We start from the raw sequence: 18,812 nt of genomic DNA on the forward strand, positions 1-18,812 counted from the left end.
CGTCGGTCCGGCGCGGCACATCACCACGGCGAGATGACGAGCCCCTGCAGCAACAGTCCCGTGAGGGCCTGGGCGGCGAGCCATCGACGCCCGGGAGCCGCCACCGCGGCGAGGACGATCCAGACCGCGTACGGCACCCAGATGCGCTCGACCTCCCCCCTCGTCACCCCGCTGAGGTCGAGGGCCAGCACGGCCACCGCCGCCGCCACGACCAGCGCGCGAACCCCCGGCGGAGTCCTGGCCAGGCCGACGGCGGCCGCGGGACCGGTCAGCAGGGCCAGCACCGCGACGTCGGCGACCAGGAAGTAGAAGTAGGGCCTGGCCGCGCCGGGATCGACCGACCACTCCGCGTGGGTGGCCAGCACCCCTGACGGCCACAGGAAACCGCTCGCGGCGAAGGCCGCCGTCACCGCCGCCGCCCCGGCCAGGCAGGCGAACACGGTCCCCCTGGGGATCCGCGCGGCGAACGCGGCGACCAGCGGGATCAGCAGGTACGGCACGAGCCCGTAGCTGAGATACGGCAGCGCCCCCAGCAGCACCCCCGCTCCGGCCCCCGCAACGATCCCCGCCCTCGACGGATCTCCGGACCCCAACGCGATCCCGGCCCGCGACGGGCCCCCGGCCCGCGGCAGGGTTCTGGCCCGCGGCGCGATCCCAGCCCACGGCAGGGTTCTGGCCCGCGGCGCGATCCCAGCCTTCGACAGGGTTCCGGCTCTCGGCGCGATCCCAGCCTTCGACAGGGTTCCGGCCCGCGGCGCGATCCCGGCCCCGCCTCCGAGCACCAGCAGCGCCACGCCCCAGGCCCCGACCCCGGCGAAGAAGGCGTCCATGCTGGTGGCGATCCACACAGAGGTGGGGGTCAGGGCCAGGTACGGCAGCGCCGCGCGGGCGGCCTCCTCCCCCGCGAGCCGCCGGACGGTGAGCGCGACGGCGACGGTCGCCGAGCAGCCGACCGCGACGACCAGCAGCGCCGCCCAGAACGGGCCGGGCAGCCCTGCCCTGGCCAGGGCCCAGACCACCAGCACGGGCAGCGGCGGATGTCCCCTGACGTGCGCCGGGTATCCGTGGAGCCGTTCGACGAAGGAGTCCAGCCAGCCGAGCGGGTCGTCCGCCACGGCGGGCAGGACGGCCGGATACTCCCCGGGGTTGGTGAACGGCCTGGCCAGCCCCTCTCCGGAGACGGCCAGCGACACCGTCCACGCGAGTGCCGTGCCGTACGCCACGAGCAGGGCCTGCCGGAAGCGCAGGCGCGCGGTGAGCGCGGGGAGCGTCGCGACCGCGAGGACGGCGAGGGCGAGGGGCGGCAGGAGCGTGATCGACGGCGTGCGGAAGTGACCGTGGAAGGGCGGCAGGTGGTCGATGCGCAGCACGCCCAGCCCGTGCAGGACGGCCCCGGCCGCGCACGCGGCGACGATGAGCGATCCCCAGACGGCGAGCGCGACCGGGATCCGGCGACCGCCCGCGTCCCCTGTCTGGCCGGTTCCGCCTCCGCCGGTCGCGGCACCGGTCGTCGGGCCGGTCGCGGTGTCGGGGGTCAGGTCTCCGGCCTGCTGCAGCGAGTTCACGACCATCTACTTACAGCAGGCCTGACCTGTGTTTCCTTCCCGGAAGCACCATCACTCGGTAAGGGTTGGAGGCGTGGTCCGGTACGGCCCTGCCGAGCCGTACCGGAGTTCGACGGTCACCTCCCCGAGACGTCACCTCGCCGGGGCGGTCACCTCTCCACGGTGGTCACCCTCTCGGGGCGGTCACTTCTCCGAGGTGTAGCTGGCGAAGAAGCGCTGCGGGGTCAGGGCGAGGGCGTTGTAGCACTTGACGCCGCCGACGACGGCGTCGTTGGGCGGGGTGGCCCAGACCTTCAGCAGGTTGCAGTACTCGGGGCCGGGCCCGAACGCGGTCACCTGGACGTGGTCGCGGAGGTAGCCGACCTTGGGGAAGGTCACCTCACGTCCCGGGGCGGAGTTCTTGATGGTGTTGGTCGCGCCCTGGGAGTTGAAGTTGATCCCGGCGGGCGCGGGCGCGTAGGGGCCCGCGGTGGTCGGGGCGGTGTCCAGGGTGTAGCCGAAGTGCTTCGGCGGCGCGGCGGCGCCCGTGATCGCCCGCTGCCGCTGGTAGCTCAGCGTCCATCCCGTCCTGTAGGGCGTGCTCGTCGCGTCGTGGCAGATGACCTTGACGGTCTGCGCCCCCGCGGCCGAGCTCCATCCGCCGACCTTGCAGCGGGCGGGCTTCGCCCGGTCGACGGCGGTCACCTGGAGGCCGCCCTCGGGCCCCGTCGAGCCCAGGCCCGGCAGGGTGACGGTCCAGGTCCCGACGCCGCCGGCGGCGACGGTGTTCGCCGCGCCTGCCGAGTTGAACTGCGTGGCGACGGAGGAGCCGTTGAAGTGCACGTAGCCCAGCGCCTGCGGAGCGGGCAGCAGGCCGCTGCTCTGCTCGAAGACGATGGTGAAGGGGACGAACGCCGGGGCTCCGCCGTACTTGTAGCACTGGACCAGCGCGATCTCGTCGGGACCGGACGGGGCCCAGGTCTGGAGCTGGCACCATTCGGCGTTCGGGGAGACGGCCGTCACGTGCGCCACTCCGCCGGAGGTCGCGATGCCGGGGAAGGCCACCTTCACCTGGCCCGTCGCCCCCGAGGAGACGGTGACGGTGGACGCGGACGACCAGCTTCCCGCCTGGTGGGCCAGGGTGGGAACGCCGGAGAAGACGTCGACGAAGGCGAATCCCCAGCGGTCAGGGACGGCCGCCTGGGCGCTCGTGGTCGCCGAGGCGAGCCCGGTGACGAGCGTGACGATGCCGCAGAAGACTCCGAGGAGCGCTCTTCGTAACCGGCGCATACGATTCTCCATCCATTCTGGGGGGTGTTACGGCCATATATGGAGCGACACCGGTCAACCCGGTGGTTGTATACGTCGGGCATGCCAATGCAGACGTCGCATATGGACGTCACATATGGATGGAAAAGAGCCGGTCGCATCGCCTCTGGATTATTGATAACCCATTCACACCCCGGCGAGAAGACCCAAACCGCCAGATATCATCCTTTTCTTAAACCGGTAATCCGTCGGCAGCGAACAGGGAAACCTTTTACGTCAACTTCTGATATAACTCCGTGAAATCCCATCACGGCATGGCCGGGGAAAGGCGTCTCGCGAGCCCCTCCAGTCCCCCCTTGATCATTTTTCCGTACGGATCGTCGCCGAGCGCGCCGACCGCCGCCAGACCGCGCTCCAGATGGTCGCGCGCGCTGTCGAGTTCGCCGAGCCTGCGATACGCCTCACCGAGGTTGAGGTGCAAAGACGGATAGAAACCGGCCACGGAGCCCGCGACGCCCGCCTGCGCCGCACGTTCGTCCGTGACCTGGTCCGCCGCCTCGAGTGCCCGCAGGTCCCACTTCAGTTCCTCCCGCACGTCGTCCTGGACGTCGGCCATCGAGTGGGCGAGCGCGCAACGGTGAAGCGCGTCGCCCGCCTCGCCGATCTCGTCCCAGAGCTCGGCGAACAGGCGGCGGGCCGCGTCGCGTTCACCCCGATGGCCGAGTTCGACGCCCTGGCCGATCCTGGTCATGACGGCGTCGGGCATGGTCATGGCGATCTCCTTTTCGAAGTCGGCGACGTCTCCGACGAATGAACGCCTCATTCCGAAGGGCGCCCTTTTCGAAGGACGGCGTTTTTCCGGGTGGGTGACGCCCTGTGGTCCCCCTGTCGCGCCTCAGTTCCGAAGAGAGCGCGGAGGCTGGGCGTCCAGGGCGTCCTGAACCGTGGAGAAGACCGGAATGCGCGTCACCAGTCCGGTGATCCACAGGATGCGCGTCGCGCCGCGCTCGGCCGCCACCATGGCCAGCCAGCCGTCCTCGTCGAGGGCGCGCCTCCAGCAGGTGACGATGAGGCCCATCGCCCGCGAGTCGAGCAGGTCGAGTCCCATGAGGTCCAGGACCATATACGGGCCGAACGCGGCGAAGACCTCGTCGAAGAACCTGGTGGCGGGGACGTGCAGCGAGTGGTCGAAGATCCCGTTGATCACCACGATGCCCGCCGTCACCCCGTCTCGCGCCGACAGCTCCGCTTCGAGCGTCTTCAGGTGAAGATCCGTCATCAGCCGTACCGCCTGACGTGCGGCGGGGGCGCGGGCGGCGACAGGGTGCCGGTGACCTGGGCGATCATGAGGCAGGTGTCGTCCGTCTCGTTGCCGGGGACGACGGCCTCCATCGCCGCCGTCAGCCGGTCGCCGGCGGCGATGGAAGGCTGTCCGAGCGCCGTGACCAGTGCCCCGCTCAGGAGGTCCAGTCCCTCGTAGAGATCACGTCCGCGCTTCTCGATGAGCCCGTCGGTGAACATCGCCAGCAGGTCGTCCGGCCTGAGCCGTACGGTGCCGCAGGTGTAGGAGGCGTCGTCGAAGACGCCGAGCAGGACCCCGGGATGGAGCAGGCGCTCCACATGAGTGCCCCTGGCCAGGAGCATCGGGGGGTGACCGGCGTGCGTCCAGCGCAGAGTGCGGTCGGCGGGGTGGTAGCGGGCCACGAGGGCGGTCGCCAGCACGTCGGGCCGCAGCTTGCACAACAGGCGGTTCAGCGTGGTCAGGATCTGCGCCGGGTCGTGGTCGGCGAAGGCCAGCCCGGTGATCGCGTGGCGCAGCTTCGCCATGGCGGAGGCGGCGGCCAGCCCGTGGCCCGCCACGTCGCCGACGGCGAGCAGCACGTCGCCGTCGGCCAGACCGATCACCTGGTACCAGTCGCCGCCCAGGTAGGCCGCCGTCTCGGCGGGCTGGTAGCGCGCGGCGACCCGCAGCCCCGGCAGGACGTGGGGCTCCTCCCGGACCGGCATGATGACGTTCTGCAGGTCGGCCGTCAGCCGGTTCTCCTCCTCCAGACGCCGGTTGGCGGCGGCGAGGTCGTCGGCCGCCCTGCGCCGGTCGGTGACGTCCTGCATGATCCCGTGGATCTCCAGCGGCCTGCCCGCCACGTCGTGGACGGCCTCCGTCGAGACGTGGATGGTGCGGACGCCGTCTCCGATCCGGACCCGGACCTCGAACTCGTGCGGCTCGGGGCTGTTCGCCCACTCGCTCTTGGCCCGCTCGATGACCGGCAGGTCGTCGGGGTGGACGAGAGCGGAGTACTCCTCCAGCGTGAGCGGCCCCTCCGCCGGGTCACGGCCGTGGATGAGATAGAGCTGCGACGACCAGACGATCTCCCCGGTGACCAGGTTCCAGCGCCCCCAGCCGAGGTTGCCGAGACGCTCGGTGCGGGACAGGAGCGCCTCGAGCCGCAGAACGGCGTCGTCACGGGTCCAGGAGTTGAGCAGGCCTCCGGACAGGCGCGCGATCCGCAGACTGTAGAAGGAGCGGTGCGGGACGCCGTCGGTGTCCTCGACGTGCTCGTATCCGCTCAGGCACTCGGTCTCGCCGGTCTCGAGCGCTTGCAGGAAGGCCTGCCAGAGCGGGGTGCCGACCACCGAGGGGTAGGCCTGCCGGGTGCGCACGCCCACCAGTTCGGCGCCCCGCCTGCCGTGGATGTCCTCGGCCTCCGGGGTCGCGGCGAGATGGAGGAAGTCGACGACCGTCCCCGCCTCGTCACGAAGGGGCACGGCCCAGCTCGCCGATCCCGGCATCACGTCGAGCATGACCTGGATGTCCGCCGCGGCCTGGGAGAGGCCGGGATCGACGGCGACGTGGAAGGGGTCAGCGGCGGAATCGGGACCGGGGCCGGGATCGGCGGCGAGGACCGGATCGGGACCGACGGCAAGGGCCGGATCGGGACCGACGGCGACGACCGGATCGAGACCGGCGGCGACGGCCGGATCGGGACCGGCGGCAAGGGCCGGGGCGGGATCGGCGGTGCCGGCCGGGGTGGGACCGCAGGCGACAGCCGGATCGGGACCGCAGGCGACGGCCAGGGCGGGATCAGCGGTGCGCGGGGCCTTCGCGAGTTGCCCGCGCGGGAGCGGCGCGGCGGGAACGCCCCTGTTCAGAACGTCGGCCCCGCCGTAGGGCAGCAGGTCGGCATCGTTTCCTGATTTCAGGATCGTGTCCTTCCGCATGGCCGTACGTCGGCGCGAGATCGGGCGGGAAGCCCGCAATGAGCATGTCAGATCGTGAAGTAGACCCGCACAGTGGTGCCGCCCTCGCCGGTGTGGACGCGGACGAGGTCGCTGAGGAGGTTGGTGACGAGCAGGCCTCTGGAGCCCCGCTGGCGGGGGTCGACGGGCCTGCGCCCCGCGAGGGGGTCGGTGATGTGGCCGGCGTCGCTGACGTCCATCACCACCTGGCCGTTCTCGGCCCAGATGCGCAGCACCCCGTGGCCGCCGCCGTGGTCCAGGCTGTTGGCGGCCAGTTCGCTGGCGATCAACCGCAGGTCCTCGAGGCGCTCGCCGGAGAGTCCCGCGTCGGAGGCGTGCCCGGCGACGAAGTCTCGGAGGTGCATCAGGGCGCTGTCTCCGAAGGAGAGCGTGGCGGCGTCCCGCGGGTCGGGCAGCGGGCGGTTGTGGTCGTGGATGACGCGTTCGGGGGCGTAGGCGTCGCTGAGGCGCAGGCCCGCGCTGTCTATCACGACGGGATGGGTCATCTCCGCGTCCTTGACGATCTCCGGGTCGAGCCCCTCGACGTCGTAGGGACACAGGATGGTGACGGCACGGCCGGGAAAGGCCAGGTTGATCAACGCCTCGTGCTGGACGCACGCGGGATACTCCGTCACCGAGCGTCCCGGCCAGATCGGCTCTCCGATGATCCGCACCCTGCGGTCCGCGTGGCGGTCGGCGAAGGCGCGCAGGACGCCGGGGATGATGCGCCCCGGATTGCGGCCGGCCTTCGTCATGTCGACGAGGTGCACCTCGGAGGCCGCCTCGCCCAACTGGGTCCGCAACAGCCGGAGGTTCCGTTCGGGCACGGCCACCGCGACCGGCTCACCCGCTGTCAGCCCCCCGCGGATGAACGGCAGGGTGGCCTGGAGGTACTCGTGAGTCCCCCGGTAGAACAGCGCAGGATGGACGAACGGATCCAGATCGGCCGTCACGGTGGCCATCATGTCTCCACTTCGATCGGAGAGGGGAACGACCCGATCAAGGCGAGTACGGACCTCAGACAGTAGGGCGGATGGTGCAGGACGACTTTCTTCCCCGTGGGAAGGCTGTACGCCGCCTCCGCGAGCAACCATGTTCCCCGGACGTCGATGAAGGTGAGGTCGGAGAGCTCGAGGTGCATGTCGCGGCCGACGACGACGAGTTCCTCCAGCGCCTGCTCCCAGGGTTTCCTGGTCGTTCGGTCGATCTCACCGCTCACCCGGAGACCGCCGGGCCGCTGGAGCGGGATGATCCGGAGCGCGTGGGAAAGCTGCAGGGGAACATCGGGCACTGGAGCGTCGGGCCTGGCGGCCGGAGGCGGTCTGGGCGATCTCTGCTCTGGCCGAATTGCCATGGCGACACAGTCCTGAAGTAGAGGATGGACAGCATCCAACGTACCCCTTGCCGACTTTCGAAGCGAAGTCGATGAGCATCATTGGCGACGAGAAAACCGCTCTACCTGCCGTTCTCTGACATTTCCCACTGACGGGGCCTCGAGAATTCCCGTTACGACGTCTCCTGAACCGTCACCTTTTCCCGTCTCGCCCTTCCCCGGGCTCTCAAGCGCCTCCTGAGGGTTTCCTCCTGGTAAGCAGGGATTGCGGCCTGCCGTACGAGCCTCGTATAGGACAAAATTACGGCCATGCGGATCCTGATCATCGGCGGAACCCGGTTCGTCGGACGACACATCACCGAGGCCGCGATCGCGGCCGGACACGAGGTCTCCCTGCTGCACCGCGGGCGGACGGGGGCGGACCTGTTCCCCGGGGCGGAGCACCTGCGGGCCGACCGCAACGCGGACCTGTCGGTCCTGAACGGCCGAAAATGGGACGCGACGATCGACGTCAGCGCCTACCTCCCGGCGCAGGTCGACTCCCTCGCCGACGCCCTCTCCGCGGGACGTCCCGCCTCCCCTGCCGACACGCCCTCGGCGGAGCGAGCCGACGCCCCCTCCGAGGAGCGAGCCGCCTCCTCCTTCGCGGGGCGGTACGTCCTCATCTCCAGCACCTCGGTCTACACCGCCCCGTTCTCCCCCGGCTTCGGCGAGGACGCGCCGGTGGCCGAGATCGAAGGGCCGGTCCCCGGCGAGGTGACCGTCGAGACCTACGGCGCGCTGAAGGTGCTGTGCGAGCGGGCCGCCGTCGCCAGGTTCGGACCGGAGACGCTGATCGTACGGCCGACCTACGTGATCGGCCCGCACGACCACACCGGGCGTTTCACCTACTGGGTGAACCGGATCGCCGCGGGCGGCGAGGTCCTGGCCCCCGGCGACCCCTCGGACCCGATCCAGGTGATCGACGGGCGCGACCTGGCCTCCTGGATCATCGCCGTACTGGACGGAACGAACACGGCGGATACAGCCGAAAGCGCGGCGGGGACGGCCGAAAGCGCGGCGGGGACGGCCGAAAGCGCGGAAAGCGGGACCGGACACCGTGCCGGAACGACGACCTCGGGAACCTTTCACGCGGTCAGCCCCGCCCCGCCGTTCTCCTTCGGCGACATACTGGAGACGATCCTGGCGGAGGTCGGGCCGCCGGGAACCACCCTGACCTGGGTCGGCCAGGACTTCCTGCTCGCCGAGGGCGAGGACGGCACGTCGCTGCCGCTGTGGTCGGAGGGCGACGGCTGGATGGCCGCCAACGCCGCCAGTCCGGCCGCCGCCAACGCGGCGGGACTCAGCCCGCGCCCGCTGCGCCGGTCGATCCGCGAGATCCGCGAGTCGGAGTCGGCCTTCTCCGTCGGCGTCACGATCACCCCGGAGCGGGAGACCGAGCTCCTGGCCAGGTGGCACTCCCGCTGACCTGCGGGTCAGGCGGGGGGAGCGCCCCCTCCCTCGTGGTCAGTCCGCCAGGTCCCTGGCGACGTTGTCGAGCCGGTCGGCCAGCATGTCCAGTTGCTGGTCCGTCGCCGTCTCCCCGCCGAGGAACTCCGTCAGCTCGTAGCGCCGCGCGATGATCAGCGGTCTGTGATGGTCGTTGATCTCCCCGTCGGGCAGGACCATGCAGTCACCCTGGACGAACACCAGGGTGGCTCCGGGGTCGGGCGCTTCCAGCAGCCGCCGGACGCATTCCCTGTCGATGAGTCCCATGTCCGCCCCTCCCGTCTTCGGAGGCTTCCACGGCGGGCCATACCCCGCCTCCCGGTGCGCTAACGACGGCGCGCCGAAACGACGCGGGTCGAACCGGCGGCGTGCTGAACGGGCTGAGCAGGATGGGCGGGCTCAGGGGGCTCAGCGGGGTCAGCGGGGTCAGCGGGCTGGGCGGAATGGGCCTGATGGACGAACCGCGTGACCCGGACCCCCTCCAGCGCCAGGCCACGCGGTTCCGTCCGCCGTCCAGCGTGGAGCGACTACGGGCGGACGACCGGAGCTCATCGCTCCGATGACAGGGATTCGTAGCCGTTCCCCTGCCGGATTGGCCCGGCGCGGACCTTTCTCCCGACCGGTCACAGCCCCCTCCCCAAAGGGGGATAAATACGAGTGAGTGAGCTACTCACTCATATAGGGTGATCAACGTGATTTCGACCTCCCCCCGCGCCGCTCCCCTCCCACCGGACGAGCGACGTGCCGCACTCATCGCGTCCACCCTGGCGCTGGTGCTCGCCCAGGGTCCCGACGTCAACACCAAGCAGATCGCCCAGGCGGCCGGGGTGGCGGAAGGGACGATCTTCCGCGTCTTCGCCACCAAGGACGAGCTCGTGAACGCGGCCATCTCCAGCGCCTTCGACCCCTCCCCGCTCCTGCACGACCTGACGGCCGTGGACCGCGCGGCCTCGCTGGACGCCCGGCTCGTCGCCGCGGTCGAGATCCTGCAGCGTCACACGGCATGCGTCTTCCGGCTGGTGGACGCGCTGGTGATGAGGAGAGCGGCCGCGACCGGCCGCAAGGCCCAGACCGGCCGGGACGCCGCCGAGACCGGCGTCGAAACCGGCGTCGACGGCGGACCCGGGCCAGGTCAGGGCGACCCCGAGGCCTGCCGCGACCACGGAGTCCTGCCGGACTCGCGCGCCGCCGAGCTCCAGCGCATCCGCGCGACCCAGCTCGACCAGCGCGTCGTCATCCGGCAGGCGCTCGTCAACCTGATCGAACCCGATCGCGACCGGCTGCGGTGCACGCCCCAGGAGACCGCGCGCCGCCTGCAGCTGCTGACCATCGCGGGCAGCCATCCCCGGATCGTCGAGGACGACCCGCTGACGCCCGAGGAGATCGTCTCCACGTTGCTGGACGGAATCCGCCTGCGCCCCGGCCACGACACGCCCGCCCCCGCTTCCCCCCGGGACGCCTCCCACCCCGAGGCCCCCGTACTCGACCTCCCAGACTCGGGCACCCCGGGCCTGGACACCCCGAGTGGAGATCCCCCATGTTGAGTCGGCTGTTGCGCGTCCACCTGCGCCCCTACTCGTCGGCGCTGACCGCTGTGGTGGTGTTCCAGCTGGTCGGCACCATGGCCTCGCTGTACCTCCCCAGCCTGAACGCCGACATCATCGACCGGGGCGTCGCCACCGGCGACACCGGCTACATCCTGTCCAGCGGGGCCTGGATGCTGGCCGTCTCCCTCGTGCAGATCGCCTGCTCGATCGCGGCGGTCTACTACGGCGCCCGCGCGGCGATGGGATTCGGGCGGGACGTCAGGGCGGCCGTCTTCCACCGGGTCGGCGCCTTCTCCGCCAGGGAGGTCGCCCAGTTCGGAGCGCCCTCGCTGATCACCCGGAGCACCAACGACGTGCAGCAGGTCCAGATGCTCGTGGTGATGACCTGCACGATGCTGGTGGCCGCGCCGATCATGTGCGTCGGCGGCGTCATCATGGCGTTGCGGCAGGACATCGGCCTGTCCTGGCTCATGCTGGTCTGCGTTCCCGCGCTGCTGGTGTCGATCGGCCTGATCGTCTCCCGGATGGTCCCCCAGTTCCGCGCGATGCAGACCCGGATCGACGTGGTCAACCAGGTGCTGCGTGAGCAGCTGACCGGCATCCGCGTCGTGCGCGCCTTCGTCAGGGAGCGGGAGGAGACCCGCCGCTTCGCCGAGGCGAACGACGCCCTGACCGCGACGGCGCTGCGGGTCGGGCGGCTGACCGCGCTCATCTTCCCCACCCTGATGCTGATCCTCAACGCCTCGAGCGTCGCCGTGCTCTGGTTCGGCGCGGGCCGCGTGGACAGCGGCGAGATGCAGGTCGGCGCCCTCACCGCCTTTCTCATGTACCTGGTGCAGATCCTCGGCTCGATGATGATGGCCACCTTCATCTCGATCATGATTCCCCGCGCCGCGGTCTGCGCCGAGCGCATCAACGAGGTGCTGGACACCGAGTCGTCGGTGGGACCGCCCTCGGATCCCGTACGGCAGGTGCCCGCCCGCGCCGAGCTCGAGCTGCGCGACGTCGGGTTCCGCTACCCCGGGGCCGCGGCGCCGGTGCTGTCCGGCGTCTCCTTCCGTGTCTCCGCGGGACAGACCACCGCGATCATCGGCAGCACCGGGGCGGGCAAGACGACGCTCGTCTCCCTGGTGCCCCGCCTCTTCGACGCCACCTCCGGCACGGTCCTGGTCGACGGCGTCGACGTCCGCGACCTCGACCCCCAGGTGCTCTGGGGGCGCATCGGCCTGGTGCCGCAGAAGCCGTACCTGTTCACCGGCACCGTCGCGAGCAACCTGCGTTACGGCAACCCCGACGCCACCGACGAGGAGCTGTGGGAGGCGCTGGAGGTCGCGCAGGCCCGCGACTTCGTCGAGGCGATGCCCGAGGGGCTCGACGCCCCCGTCACGCAGGGCGGCACGAACGTCTCCGGCGGCCAGCGACAGCGCCTCTCGATCGCCAGGGCGCTGGTCAGCAAGCCCGAGATCTACCTGTTCGACGACTCGTTCTCCGCCCTCGACCTGGCCACCGACGCCCGGCTGCGCGCCGCGCTGCGCCCGCACACCGCCGAGGCCGCCGTCGTCATCGTCGGCCAGCGGGTCTCGACCATCGCCGACGCCGACCAGATCGTCGTCCTCGACGACGGCGTGGTCGTCGGCATGGGCACCCATGACGAGCTGCTGGATTCCTGCCCGACGTACATCGAGATCGTCGAGTCCCAACTGACCGCGGAGAGGGCAGCATGAGCGAGCGTCCGGTGACGACCACGCGACCACGCCCCCCGATGGGAGGCGGCCCCTTCGGACGGGGCCCCTTCGGGGGAGCCGGAATGCCCGCGGAGAAGTCGATGAACTTCGGCCCCTCCATGCGACGGTTGATACGGCGGCTGACCCCCGAACGTCCGAGGCTCCTGGCCGTGATCGGCCTCGCCGTGATCAGCGTGGTGTTCGGCGTCGTGGGGCCGAAGATCCTCGGTCACGCGACGGACCTGATCTTCAACGGGGTGGTCGGCAGACGGCTGCCCGCCGGGACGACCAAGGAACAGGCGGTCCAGGCCGCCCGCGCGTCGGGCAACGACAACTTCGCCAACCTGCTCTCGGGGATGGACGTCGTCCCCGGCCACGGCATCGACTTCCCCGCCCTGGGCACGGTCCTGGTGTGGGCCCTGGCGCTCTACGTCGCGGCGTCGGTCTTCTCCTGGCTGCAGGGATACCTGCTCAACGACGTGGTGCAGCGCACCGTGTTCCAGCTGCGCTCCGACGTCGAGGACAAGCTCAACCGGCTTCCCCTGCGGTTCTTCGACGGCCAGCCGCGCGGCGAGCTGCTCAGCCGGGTCACCAACGACATCGACAACGTCTCCCAGACGCTGCAGCAGACGATGAGCCAGCTGCTGACCTCGCTGCTGACCCTGATCGGCGTGCTGGCGATGATGTTCGTGATCTCGCCGCTGCTCGCGCTGATCGCGCTGGTGACCATCCCGCTGTCGACGGTCGTCACCGGCCTGATCGCGAAACGCTCGCAGAAGCAGTTCGTCGCGCAGTGGGCCAACACCGGCGCCCTGAACGCCCAGATCGAGGAGGCCTTCACCGGCCACGAGCTGGTGAAGGTGTTCGGACGTCAGCCCGAGGTCGAGGAGGCGTTCCGCGCCAAGAACGAGGAGCTGTTCAGGGCCAGCTTCGGCGCCCAGTTCATCTCCGGGATCATCATGCCGACGATGATGTTCATCGGGAACCTCAACTACGTCGCCATCGCCGTCGTCGGAGGCGTACGGGTGGCCACCGGCGCGATGAGCCTGGGCGACGTCCAGGCGTTCATCCAGTACTCCCGGCAGTTCACCCAGCCCCTGACCCAGGTCGCCTCGATGGCCAACCTGCTGCAGTCGGGGGTCGCCTCCGCCGAGCGGGTCTTCGAGCTGCTGGACGCCGAGGAGCAGGCCCCGGACCCCGCAGATCCGGTGCCCGCGACCTCCCGTCAGGGCCGCGTCGAGTTCGAGAACGTGTCCTTCAGCTACACACCGGAGCAGCCTCTCATCGAGAACCTGTCCCTGGTGGCCGAGCCCGGGCACACGGTCGCGATCGTCGGCCCGACCGGCGCGGGCAAGACCACCCTGGTCAACCTGGTCATGCGCTTCTACGAGCTGGACGCGGGCCGCATCACCCTCGACGGCGTCGACATCACCGCGATGCGCCGCGACGACCTGCGCTCCCACATCGGCATGGTGCTCCAGGACACCTGGCTGTTCGGCGGCACCATCCGCGAGAACATCGCCTACGGCAACCCCGGGGCGACCGAGGAGCAGATCCAGGCCGCCGCGCGGGCGACGTACGTCGACCGGTTCGTCCGCTCCCTGCCCGACGGCTACGACACCGTGATCGACGAGGAGGGCGGCAACGTCAGCGCCGGGGAGAAGCAGCTCCTGACCATCGCCCGCGCCTTCCTGGCCGACCCGTCCCTGCTCATCCTCGACGAGGCGACCAGCGCGGTCGACACCCGCACCGAGGTCCTGGTCCAGCACGCCATGGCCGCCCTGCGCTCCGACCGCACCAGCTTCGTCATCGCCCACCGCCTGTCCACGATCCGCGACGCGGACCTGATCCTGGTGATGGAGGCGGGAAGCATCGTCGAACAGGGCACCCACACCGAACTCCTCGCCGCCGAGGGCGCCTACCACCGCCTCTACTCGGCCCAGTTCACCGGAGCCCTGGTCGGCGGCGAAGGCGAACCCGTCGGAGGCTGACGCCCCCTGAAGCGCTGAAGACCTGGCCGGAAGGCCGTACGGAGACCTGGTGGGGGCCTGGTGGAGATCTGATGGGGGGCCGGTGGGTCCAGGGGGTTTCGGGGTCCGAACCCACCGGCGGCCAAGGCGGAGCCGCAGGCTCGGGTCTTCGGGACCCGAGCCCGTCGGAGAGGCGAAGCGAGTCGAGTCGCCCGCAGGTCCGGCCAATCGGATCGCCCGCAGGTCCGGCCAGCCGAACGGCTCGGGAGTTCAGTGGATCGGGCGGCTCGGGAATCCCTCAGTTCCCGGGCCACCCGGCCACCGCCCGGCCGCGCCCACCGCCGAATGACACCGCTCGGGTGACGGCGAACCGCCGGGAGCCTGACGCCCCGTCACCAGGTATCCGTAGCCGTCGCCCGACCGGATTGGTGCCGCGGGACCCCGTATGGCGGAACCCGCCGGATCGGTCCCACGGCACCCCGTATGGCTGAACCCCGCGCGGTGCCCGGTGTCGGCCCTCCTCAGGAGTTCCACGACTGCAGGATCTTGAGGAGCTCGAACCCCTCCTTGTCCACCGACCGCTGCGTGTTGCTGAGCACGATGGCCGCGACCTTCTTCTCCGGGTCGAATCCCGCGAACGAGACGAAGCCGCCGGTCCCGCCGTTGTGCCAGATCTGCAGGTGGCCCCCCTGGCCGGCGTGCAGACGCTGCCCCATCCACCCGAGGTGCACCCAGGAGAAGGGGCTGGTCCGCTGCTCGACCTCACGGGTGAGCCGGATCGCCTCGGCCATCTCACCGGCACCGCCGCCCGACCGCGCGGCGGCTCCGCTGACGCCACCGTTCGACCGGACGGCTCCCTCACCGCCGCCACCGTTCGACCGGGCAGCGGCGTCGCCGTCCGGCGGGGCGGCGACAGCGCCCGTACCCGCGTCCAGCTGGGCCCGTACGAAGGCGACCAGGTCGGCCGCCGTCGAGCGCAGCCCGCCCGCCCCCGCCAGATCGGCGAGGTGCCACTCCGCGATGGGCTTGTGCTTGCGACTGTGCCCCTGGGCGAAACGCCTGGCCCGATCCCCGTCGACGGTGACGCCGGTGTCGGCCAGCCCCAGGGGCTCGCAGATCTCCCTCGCGACCAGCGTCTCGTAGTCGACTCCGGCCCGGTGCGCGAGCGCCAGCCCCAGCAGCCCCGCGCCGAGGTTGGAGTAACGGAACCGACGCCCCGGCGTGGCCCCCAGCTTGGTCGCGGCCAGTCCTCGCAGCAGGACGTCGGCGGTGCATCCGGCGTACGGATCCGGCTTCGAGGGGTTCAGCAGCGCGGGCAGCAACATCCCCTTGGGCAGCCGCGGCAGCCCCGAGGTGTGCGTCGCCAGGTGCCGCAGGGTGATCTCCGCACCGTCCCGCGACGGCACTCTCGCCCCCTCGGGCAGTAGCTCGACCAGCGGCTCGTCGAGTCCGGCCGTGCCCGCCACGACCATCCGCGCCAGGACCAACGCGGTGAACACCTTGGTCAGGGACCCGATCTCGAACACCGTGTCGGCCCCGGGCACGTCGTCACGCCCGCTGTCGGGCGCGCCGCCGTACCCTCCGCCCGTCCGTCCCGCTCCCCCGATCTCCACGGAGTCCCCCGCGATCGCGGCGACCACCACTCCCACATGCCGCGCCGCCAACTGGCACGCGGTCCCCTCCACCAGGCTGCCCAGGTCTTTCACAGCAAGGATTATGGTTCGCCCGCCGAACGATGATTATCCAACTTTCGGCTAAATCTCCTGGTCCACCACACTCAGCGAATCCGCCGGGCACAGGCGATGTCCCCCTATGTCCTCCCCTGTCCTCCCCGGGAGCCCTCCACCGGCTCCTCCCCAGGAGCCCTCCACCGACGGCACCTCCGCCAGCGCGGCCCGGCGGCGCTCCGAGATCTCCGGCACGCATGAGCCGAGAGCTCCTCAGGCCCGGCAACGAGGACGGCGGCGGCGCGAGACCTCCGGCGCACATGGGCCCGAGATCTCCGGCACGGAGCATGGGCCCGGGACTGCCCGCACGCGCGGTGAGGCACCATGGGAAGGTGAGCGAGGACAGGAGCACACTGGCGAAGCTGCTGGCCGCGGGTGACGTCGTCGTGCTGAGCGGGGCCGGGATGTCGACGGAGTCGGGGATTCCCGACTACCGGGGGCCGAGCGGCTCCCTGACCCGGCACACCCCGATGACCTACCAGACGTTCGTCGGCGACCCGGCGGCCAGGCGACGCTACTGGGCCCGCAGCCACGTCGGATGGCGGACGATGACGGGGGCGACGCCGAACGACGGCCACCGCGCCGTCGCACACCTCCAGCGGCGGGGTCTGGTGGCAGGCATCGTGACGCAGAACGTCGACGGCCTGCACCAGGCGGGCGGCGCCCGAGCGGTCGTCGAACTGCACGGCAGCCTGCACCAGGTGGTCTGCCTCGACTGCGGCGACTCGACCTCGCGCGAGGAGCTGGACCGCCGCCTGTCCCAGGCCAACCCGCACTTCGGAGTCCGGGCCGCCACGATCAACCCGGACGGCGACGTCGAACTGGGAGACGACGAGGTCAACGGGTTCCAGGTGGTCGCCTGCCGGGCCTGCGACACCGGCACGCTGAAGCCCGACGTCGTCTTCTTCGGGGAGACCGTCCCGGTGGATCGGGTGCGCGAGTGCTACGCCCTCGTGGAGAGAGCACGCCTGCTGCTGGTCCTCGGATCGTCGTTGACGGTGATGTCGGGCCGCCGCTTCGTCCTGCACGCCAACAGGCTCGGCATCCCCGTGGCGATCATCAACCAGGGCGAGACCCGCGGCGACGCCTACGCCACCCTCACCCTCGACGCCCCTTTGGGCACGATCCTCCCGGAACTGATCCGCCTCACCGACGCACAAGCCGCCGGCTCATCCGACCCGACACACCGCCTCTGACCCGAGACAGCAGTCCCCTCCGACCTGAGACAGCAGCGCCGAAAAATCCATTTCGGCCCCTATAAACAAAGATCGCATCACAGCCCGCCTTTGTCGTAAGAGCCCTATAGCCTTCCGTCCCGTGCCCAGACGATCAACAGCTCTCTGGACGGCGGCGATCCTGACCGCCATCGCCCCCGCCGCCTGTTTCATGATCATCGCATTGCTGTCCGGCGGCGCGGGCGACTCTTTCTCCTACGGCTTCGTGACATACGGGTGGTGCGCGGGATACGAGGCCGACCTCCAAATACGGCGGCTGCTGGGCCCGATCCACACCTTCTCCCTTCCGTACTTCGGATCCGTGCCGCTGATCGTGCTCGCCTGGGGTGGAATGCTCTTGAGCAAACGGGTCGGCCGCCCCCGGATCGGCCGGATACTGGCCCGCTCCGTCGCCACGGTGATGATCGTCGAATACCTCTCGTCCCCGCTGTTGCTCATGCTCGACGTGTCCAGAAGCTCCGGGTGTGCGCAGGTGTGGGGACCGCCGGAGGTGGTGGGCTGGAGTGTCGCGGCGAACCTCTACTACCTGGTTCCCGCGATCCTCGTGCTTGTCGTCGTCCGCACTCCGGGGCTTCCCCGAAGGAGCCACCTCGCCCGCACGGGAGCCACACTGTCGCTCGTCGCCGTGATCGTCCTCGGCACGGTGGCCGACAGCGCGGCCAGCCCGGTGAGCGACGTGATGGCACTCGGTTGTCAAGGGTTCGGTGAAGGCACCGCCTCCGGATTCGACGAGTCCGAAAAGGAGTTCCTGTGCGCGATCCGAAGCGACAGGCTCGGCGAGGGCGTGCCCGAGCTGGCGGACATGCCAGACCGTGACCTTCTCGCCTACGGCCGCCGGCTGTGCGACCTGGCCGCCCAGAACGAGGGCAACGTCTCCGCACCCGCCGTGTCGAAGGCGATCGGCAAGATGAACAACCCCTCGCTGACAGGAGCGCTGGCGAAGCTGTGTCCCTCGGTGGCCCAGGCCCAGGAGGACGAGGAGGAGCGAATGCGGGCGGAGAACGACGCCTACATCGCGGCGGCGAAGAAGCGCTGCTCCTCCCACCCCCGCCACCAGCCGAAGATCAGGCCGGTACGGCAGGCTCGCGCGACCATGTGGACGGAGTTCTGGTACATCAACGCGTGGGACGAGGGAAACGAGGGCGGATCGACCGGCGACATGGTCGCCGACCTGGTCGGAAGCGCACCCGGCGCGCTGGACATCTGGGCCGCGGACGAAATCGGCCACGCGTGCGTGACAGGCGAGGCCTACAGACGCCGTCCTCCCGTGGAGACCCGAGGCTGGGAACAGGTCGTCGAGGTCGGCTACACGACCGCGAAGGGAACCCTGTCCATCGTGGGCGACAACGGCGAAGAGCTTCCCGATCTCGCGGTCAACGGCCCAGGAGACTACCGGGTCCGCGTCCACGTCCGAGGCCGCAAGGCCGTACGGGAGAACATCGACACCCCGGATGCCACCGTCCAACTATTGATCATGGTCTTCCCAGGCAAGGAGAAGAAACCCACGATCTACCGCGACTATCCACAGAAAGCCCGAAAATAGGCGCGGCAGATCTTCCCCACGTCACACAGCCATGCCCCTCAGCCAGGGAGATCCCAGCTCGGCCCGTCGGGTTCGCCCAACCAGACGTACTGGCGCTCTCTGGTGACGGTGAGCCCGTAGGCGGACTGATGCGGAGCCCCAGCCGCCTGCCAGGTCAGAACGGCGTCCTCGACCGCATCCCACAACCGCCATCGG

At 70.3% G+C, this 18,812-nt stretch carries 15 protein-coding genes; 6 read left to right on the top strand and 9 right to left on the bottom strand.

Features of this window, described 5'->3' with window-relative positions; genetic code table 11:
* Positions 1-20: 20 nt before the first annotated feature.
* The 7 genes from PKF00_RS22140 to PKF00_RS22170 all read right to left on the bottom strand — a co-directional run bounded on the left by PKF00_RS22140 (position 21) and on the right by PKF00_RS22170 (position 7,269).
* The gene (locus tag PKF00_RS22140; protein WP_271219509.1) at positions 21-1,565 is read right to left on the bottom strand and encodes a hypothetical protein; all 1,545 of its coding nucleotides are present in this window, start codon (positions 1,563-1,565) and stop codon (positions 21-23) included.
* Positions 1,566-1,748: 183 nt separating this feature from the next.
* The gene (locus PKF00_RS22145; protein WP_271219510.1) at positions 1,749-2,834 is read right to left on the bottom strand and encodes a hypothetical protein; all 1,086 of its coding nucleotides are present in this window, start codon (positions 2,832-2,834) and stop codon (positions 1,749-1,751) included.
* A 286-nt stretch (positions 2,835-3,120) separates the two neighbouring features.
* On the bottom strand, positions 3,121-3,636 hold the full coding sequence (locus PKF00_RS22150) for a hypothetical protein (RefSeq protein WP_271219511.1): 516 nt from the start codon (positions 3,634-3,636) through the stop codon (positions 3,121-3,123).
* A gap of 72 nt (positions 3,637-3,708) precedes the next feature.
* On the bottom strand, positions 3,709-4,092 hold the full coding sequence (locus PKF00_RS22155; RefSeq protein WP_271219512.1) for an STAS domain-containing protein: 384 nt from the start codon (positions 4,090-4,092) through the stop codon (positions 3,709-3,711).
* Entirely contained in the window at positions 4,092-6,032 is a 1,941-nt protein-coding gene (locus PKF00_RS22160; RefSeq protein ID WP_271219513.1) for a PP2C family protein-serine/threonine phosphatase, read from the bottom strand. The genes PKF00_RS22155 and PKF00_RS22160 overlap by 1 nt, the downstream gene beginning before the upstream one ends.
* Positions 6,033-6,079: 47 nt before the next feature.
* Positions 6,080-7,003, bottom strand: coding sequence for a sensor histidine kinase (locus tag PKF00_RS22165; protein ID WP_271219514.1), 924 nt, complete (start codon positions 7,001-7,003; stop codon positions 6,080-6,082).
* A gap of 8 nt (positions 7,004-7,011) precedes the next feature.
* Entirely contained in the window at positions 7,012-7,269 is a 258-nt protein-coding gene (locus PKF00_RS22170; protein WP_271219515.1) for an STAS domain-containing protein, read from the bottom strand.
* A 423-nt stretch (positions 7,270-7,692) separates the two neighbouring features.
* On the opposite strand from PKF00_RS22170, the gene PKF00_RS22175 reads away from it, so the two are divergent.
* Entirely contained in the window at positions 7,693-8,850 is a 1,158-nt protein-coding gene (locus tag PKF00_RS22175) for an NAD-dependent epimerase/dehydratase family protein (protein ID WP_271219516.1), read from the top strand.
* Positions 8,851-8,889: 39 nt separating this feature from the next.
* On the opposite strand, the gene PKF00_RS22180 is transcribed toward PKF00_RS22175, so the two are convergent.
* Complete coding sequence (locus PKF00_RS22180; protein ID WP_271219517.1) at positions 8,890-9,138, bottom strand: hypothetical protein; 249 nt, start codon at positions 9,136-9,138, stop codon at positions 8,890-8,892.
* Between the two features lie 425 nt (positions 9,139-9,563).
* Here PKF00_RS22180 and PKF00_RS22185 point away from each other — a divergent pair, with 425 nt between their 5' ends.
* The 3 genes from PKF00_RS22185 to PKF00_RS22195 all read left to right on the top strand — a co-directional run bounded on the left by PKF00_RS22185 (position 9,564) and on the right by PKF00_RS22195 (position 14,133).
* A complete protein-coding gene (locus PKF00_RS22185) occupies positions 9,564-10,415 on the top strand; it encodes a TetR/AcrR family transcriptional regulator (protein ID WP_271219518.1) in 852 nt (283 codons plus the stop codon).
* Positions 10,409-12,142 carry an ABC transporter ATP-binding protein gene (locus PKF00_RS22190; protein ID WP_271219519.1) on the top strand — a complete coding sequence of 578 codons (1,734 nt, stop codon included), beginning with the start codon at positions 10,409-10,411 and terminating at the stop codon, positions 12,140-12,142. The genes PKF00_RS22185 and PKF00_RS22190 overlap by 7 nt, the downstream gene beginning before the upstream one ends.
* 83 nt (positions 12,143-12,225) lie before the next feature.
* Positions 12,226-14,133, top strand: coding sequence for an ABC transporter ATP-binding protein (locus PKF00_RS22195; RefSeq protein WP_271219520.1), 1,908 nt, complete (start codon positions 12,226-12,228; stop codon positions 14,131-14,133).
* 500 nt (positions 14,134-14,633) lie between these two features.
* Here the strand turns inward: PKF00_RS22195 and PKF00_RS22200 are convergent, their stop codons facing one another.
* Entirely contained in the window at positions 14,634-15,818 is a 1,185-nt protein-coding gene (locus tag PKF00_RS22200; protein ID WP_271219521.1) for a serine hydrolase domain-containing protein, read from the bottom strand.
* A 353-nt stretch (positions 15,819-16,171) separates the two neighbouring features.
* Between PKF00_RS22200 and PKF00_RS22205 the strand changes: the two genes are divergently transcribed.
* Together PKF00_RS22205 and PKF00_RS22210 are read left to right on the top strand one after the other, a co-directional pair.
* Complete coding sequence (locus PKF00_RS22205) at positions 16,172-17,035, top strand: NAD-dependent protein deacetylase (RefSeq protein ID WP_271219522.1); 864 nt, start codon at positions 16,172-16,174, stop codon at positions 17,033-17,035.
* A gap of 121 nt (positions 17,036-17,156) precedes the next feature.
* Complete coding sequence (locus tag PKF00_RS22210) at positions 17,157-18,617, top strand: hypothetical protein (protein WP_271219523.1); 1,461 nt, start codon at positions 17,157-17,159, stop codon at positions 18,615-18,617.
* Positions 18,618-18,812: the final 195 nt, after the last annotated feature.

The sequence above is a fragment of the Streptosporangium carneum genome, assembly GCF_027922005.1.
GTDB classification, from domain to species: domain Bacteria; phylum Actinomycetota; class Actinomycetes; order Streptosporangiales; family Streptosporangiaceae; genus Streptosporangium; species Streptosporangium carneum.

Excerpts from the sequence above, each read along its gene's own strand:
- PKF00_RS22145 (WP_271219510.1), bottom strand. The coding sequence starts at position 2,834 with ATGCGCCGGTTACGAAGAGCGCTCCTCGGAGTCTTCTGCGGCATCGTC.
- PKF00_RS22150 (WP_271219511.1), bottom strand. The coding sequence starts at position 3,636 with ATGAGGCGTTCATTCGTCGGAGACGTCGCCGACTTCGAAAAGGAGATC.
- PKF00_RS22155 (WP_271219512.1), bottom strand. The coding sequence starts at position 4,092 with ATGACGGATCTTCACCTGAAGACGCTCGAAGCGGAGCTGTCGGCGCGA.
- PKF00_RS22160 (WP_271219513.1), bottom strand. The coding sequence starts at position 6,032 with ATGCGGAAGGACACGATCCTGAAATCAGGAAACGATGCCGACCTGCTG.
- PKF00_RS22175 (WP_271219516.1), top strand. The coding sequence starts at position 7,693 with ATGCGGATCCTGATCATCGGCGGAACCCGGTTCGTCGGACGACACATC.
- PKF00_RS22180 (WP_271219517.1), bottom strand. The coding sequence starts at position 9,138 with ATGGGACTCATCGACAGGGAATGCGTCCGGCGGCTGCTGGAAGCGCCC.
- PKF00_RS22190 (WP_271219519.1), top strand. The coding sequence starts at position 10,409 with ATGTTGAGTCGGCTGTTGCGCGTCCACCTGCGCCCCTACTCGTCGGCG.
- PKF00_RS22195 (WP_271219520.1), top strand. The coding sequence starts at position 12,226 with ATGCCCGCGGAGAAGTCGATGAACTTCGGCCCCTCCATGCGACGGTTG.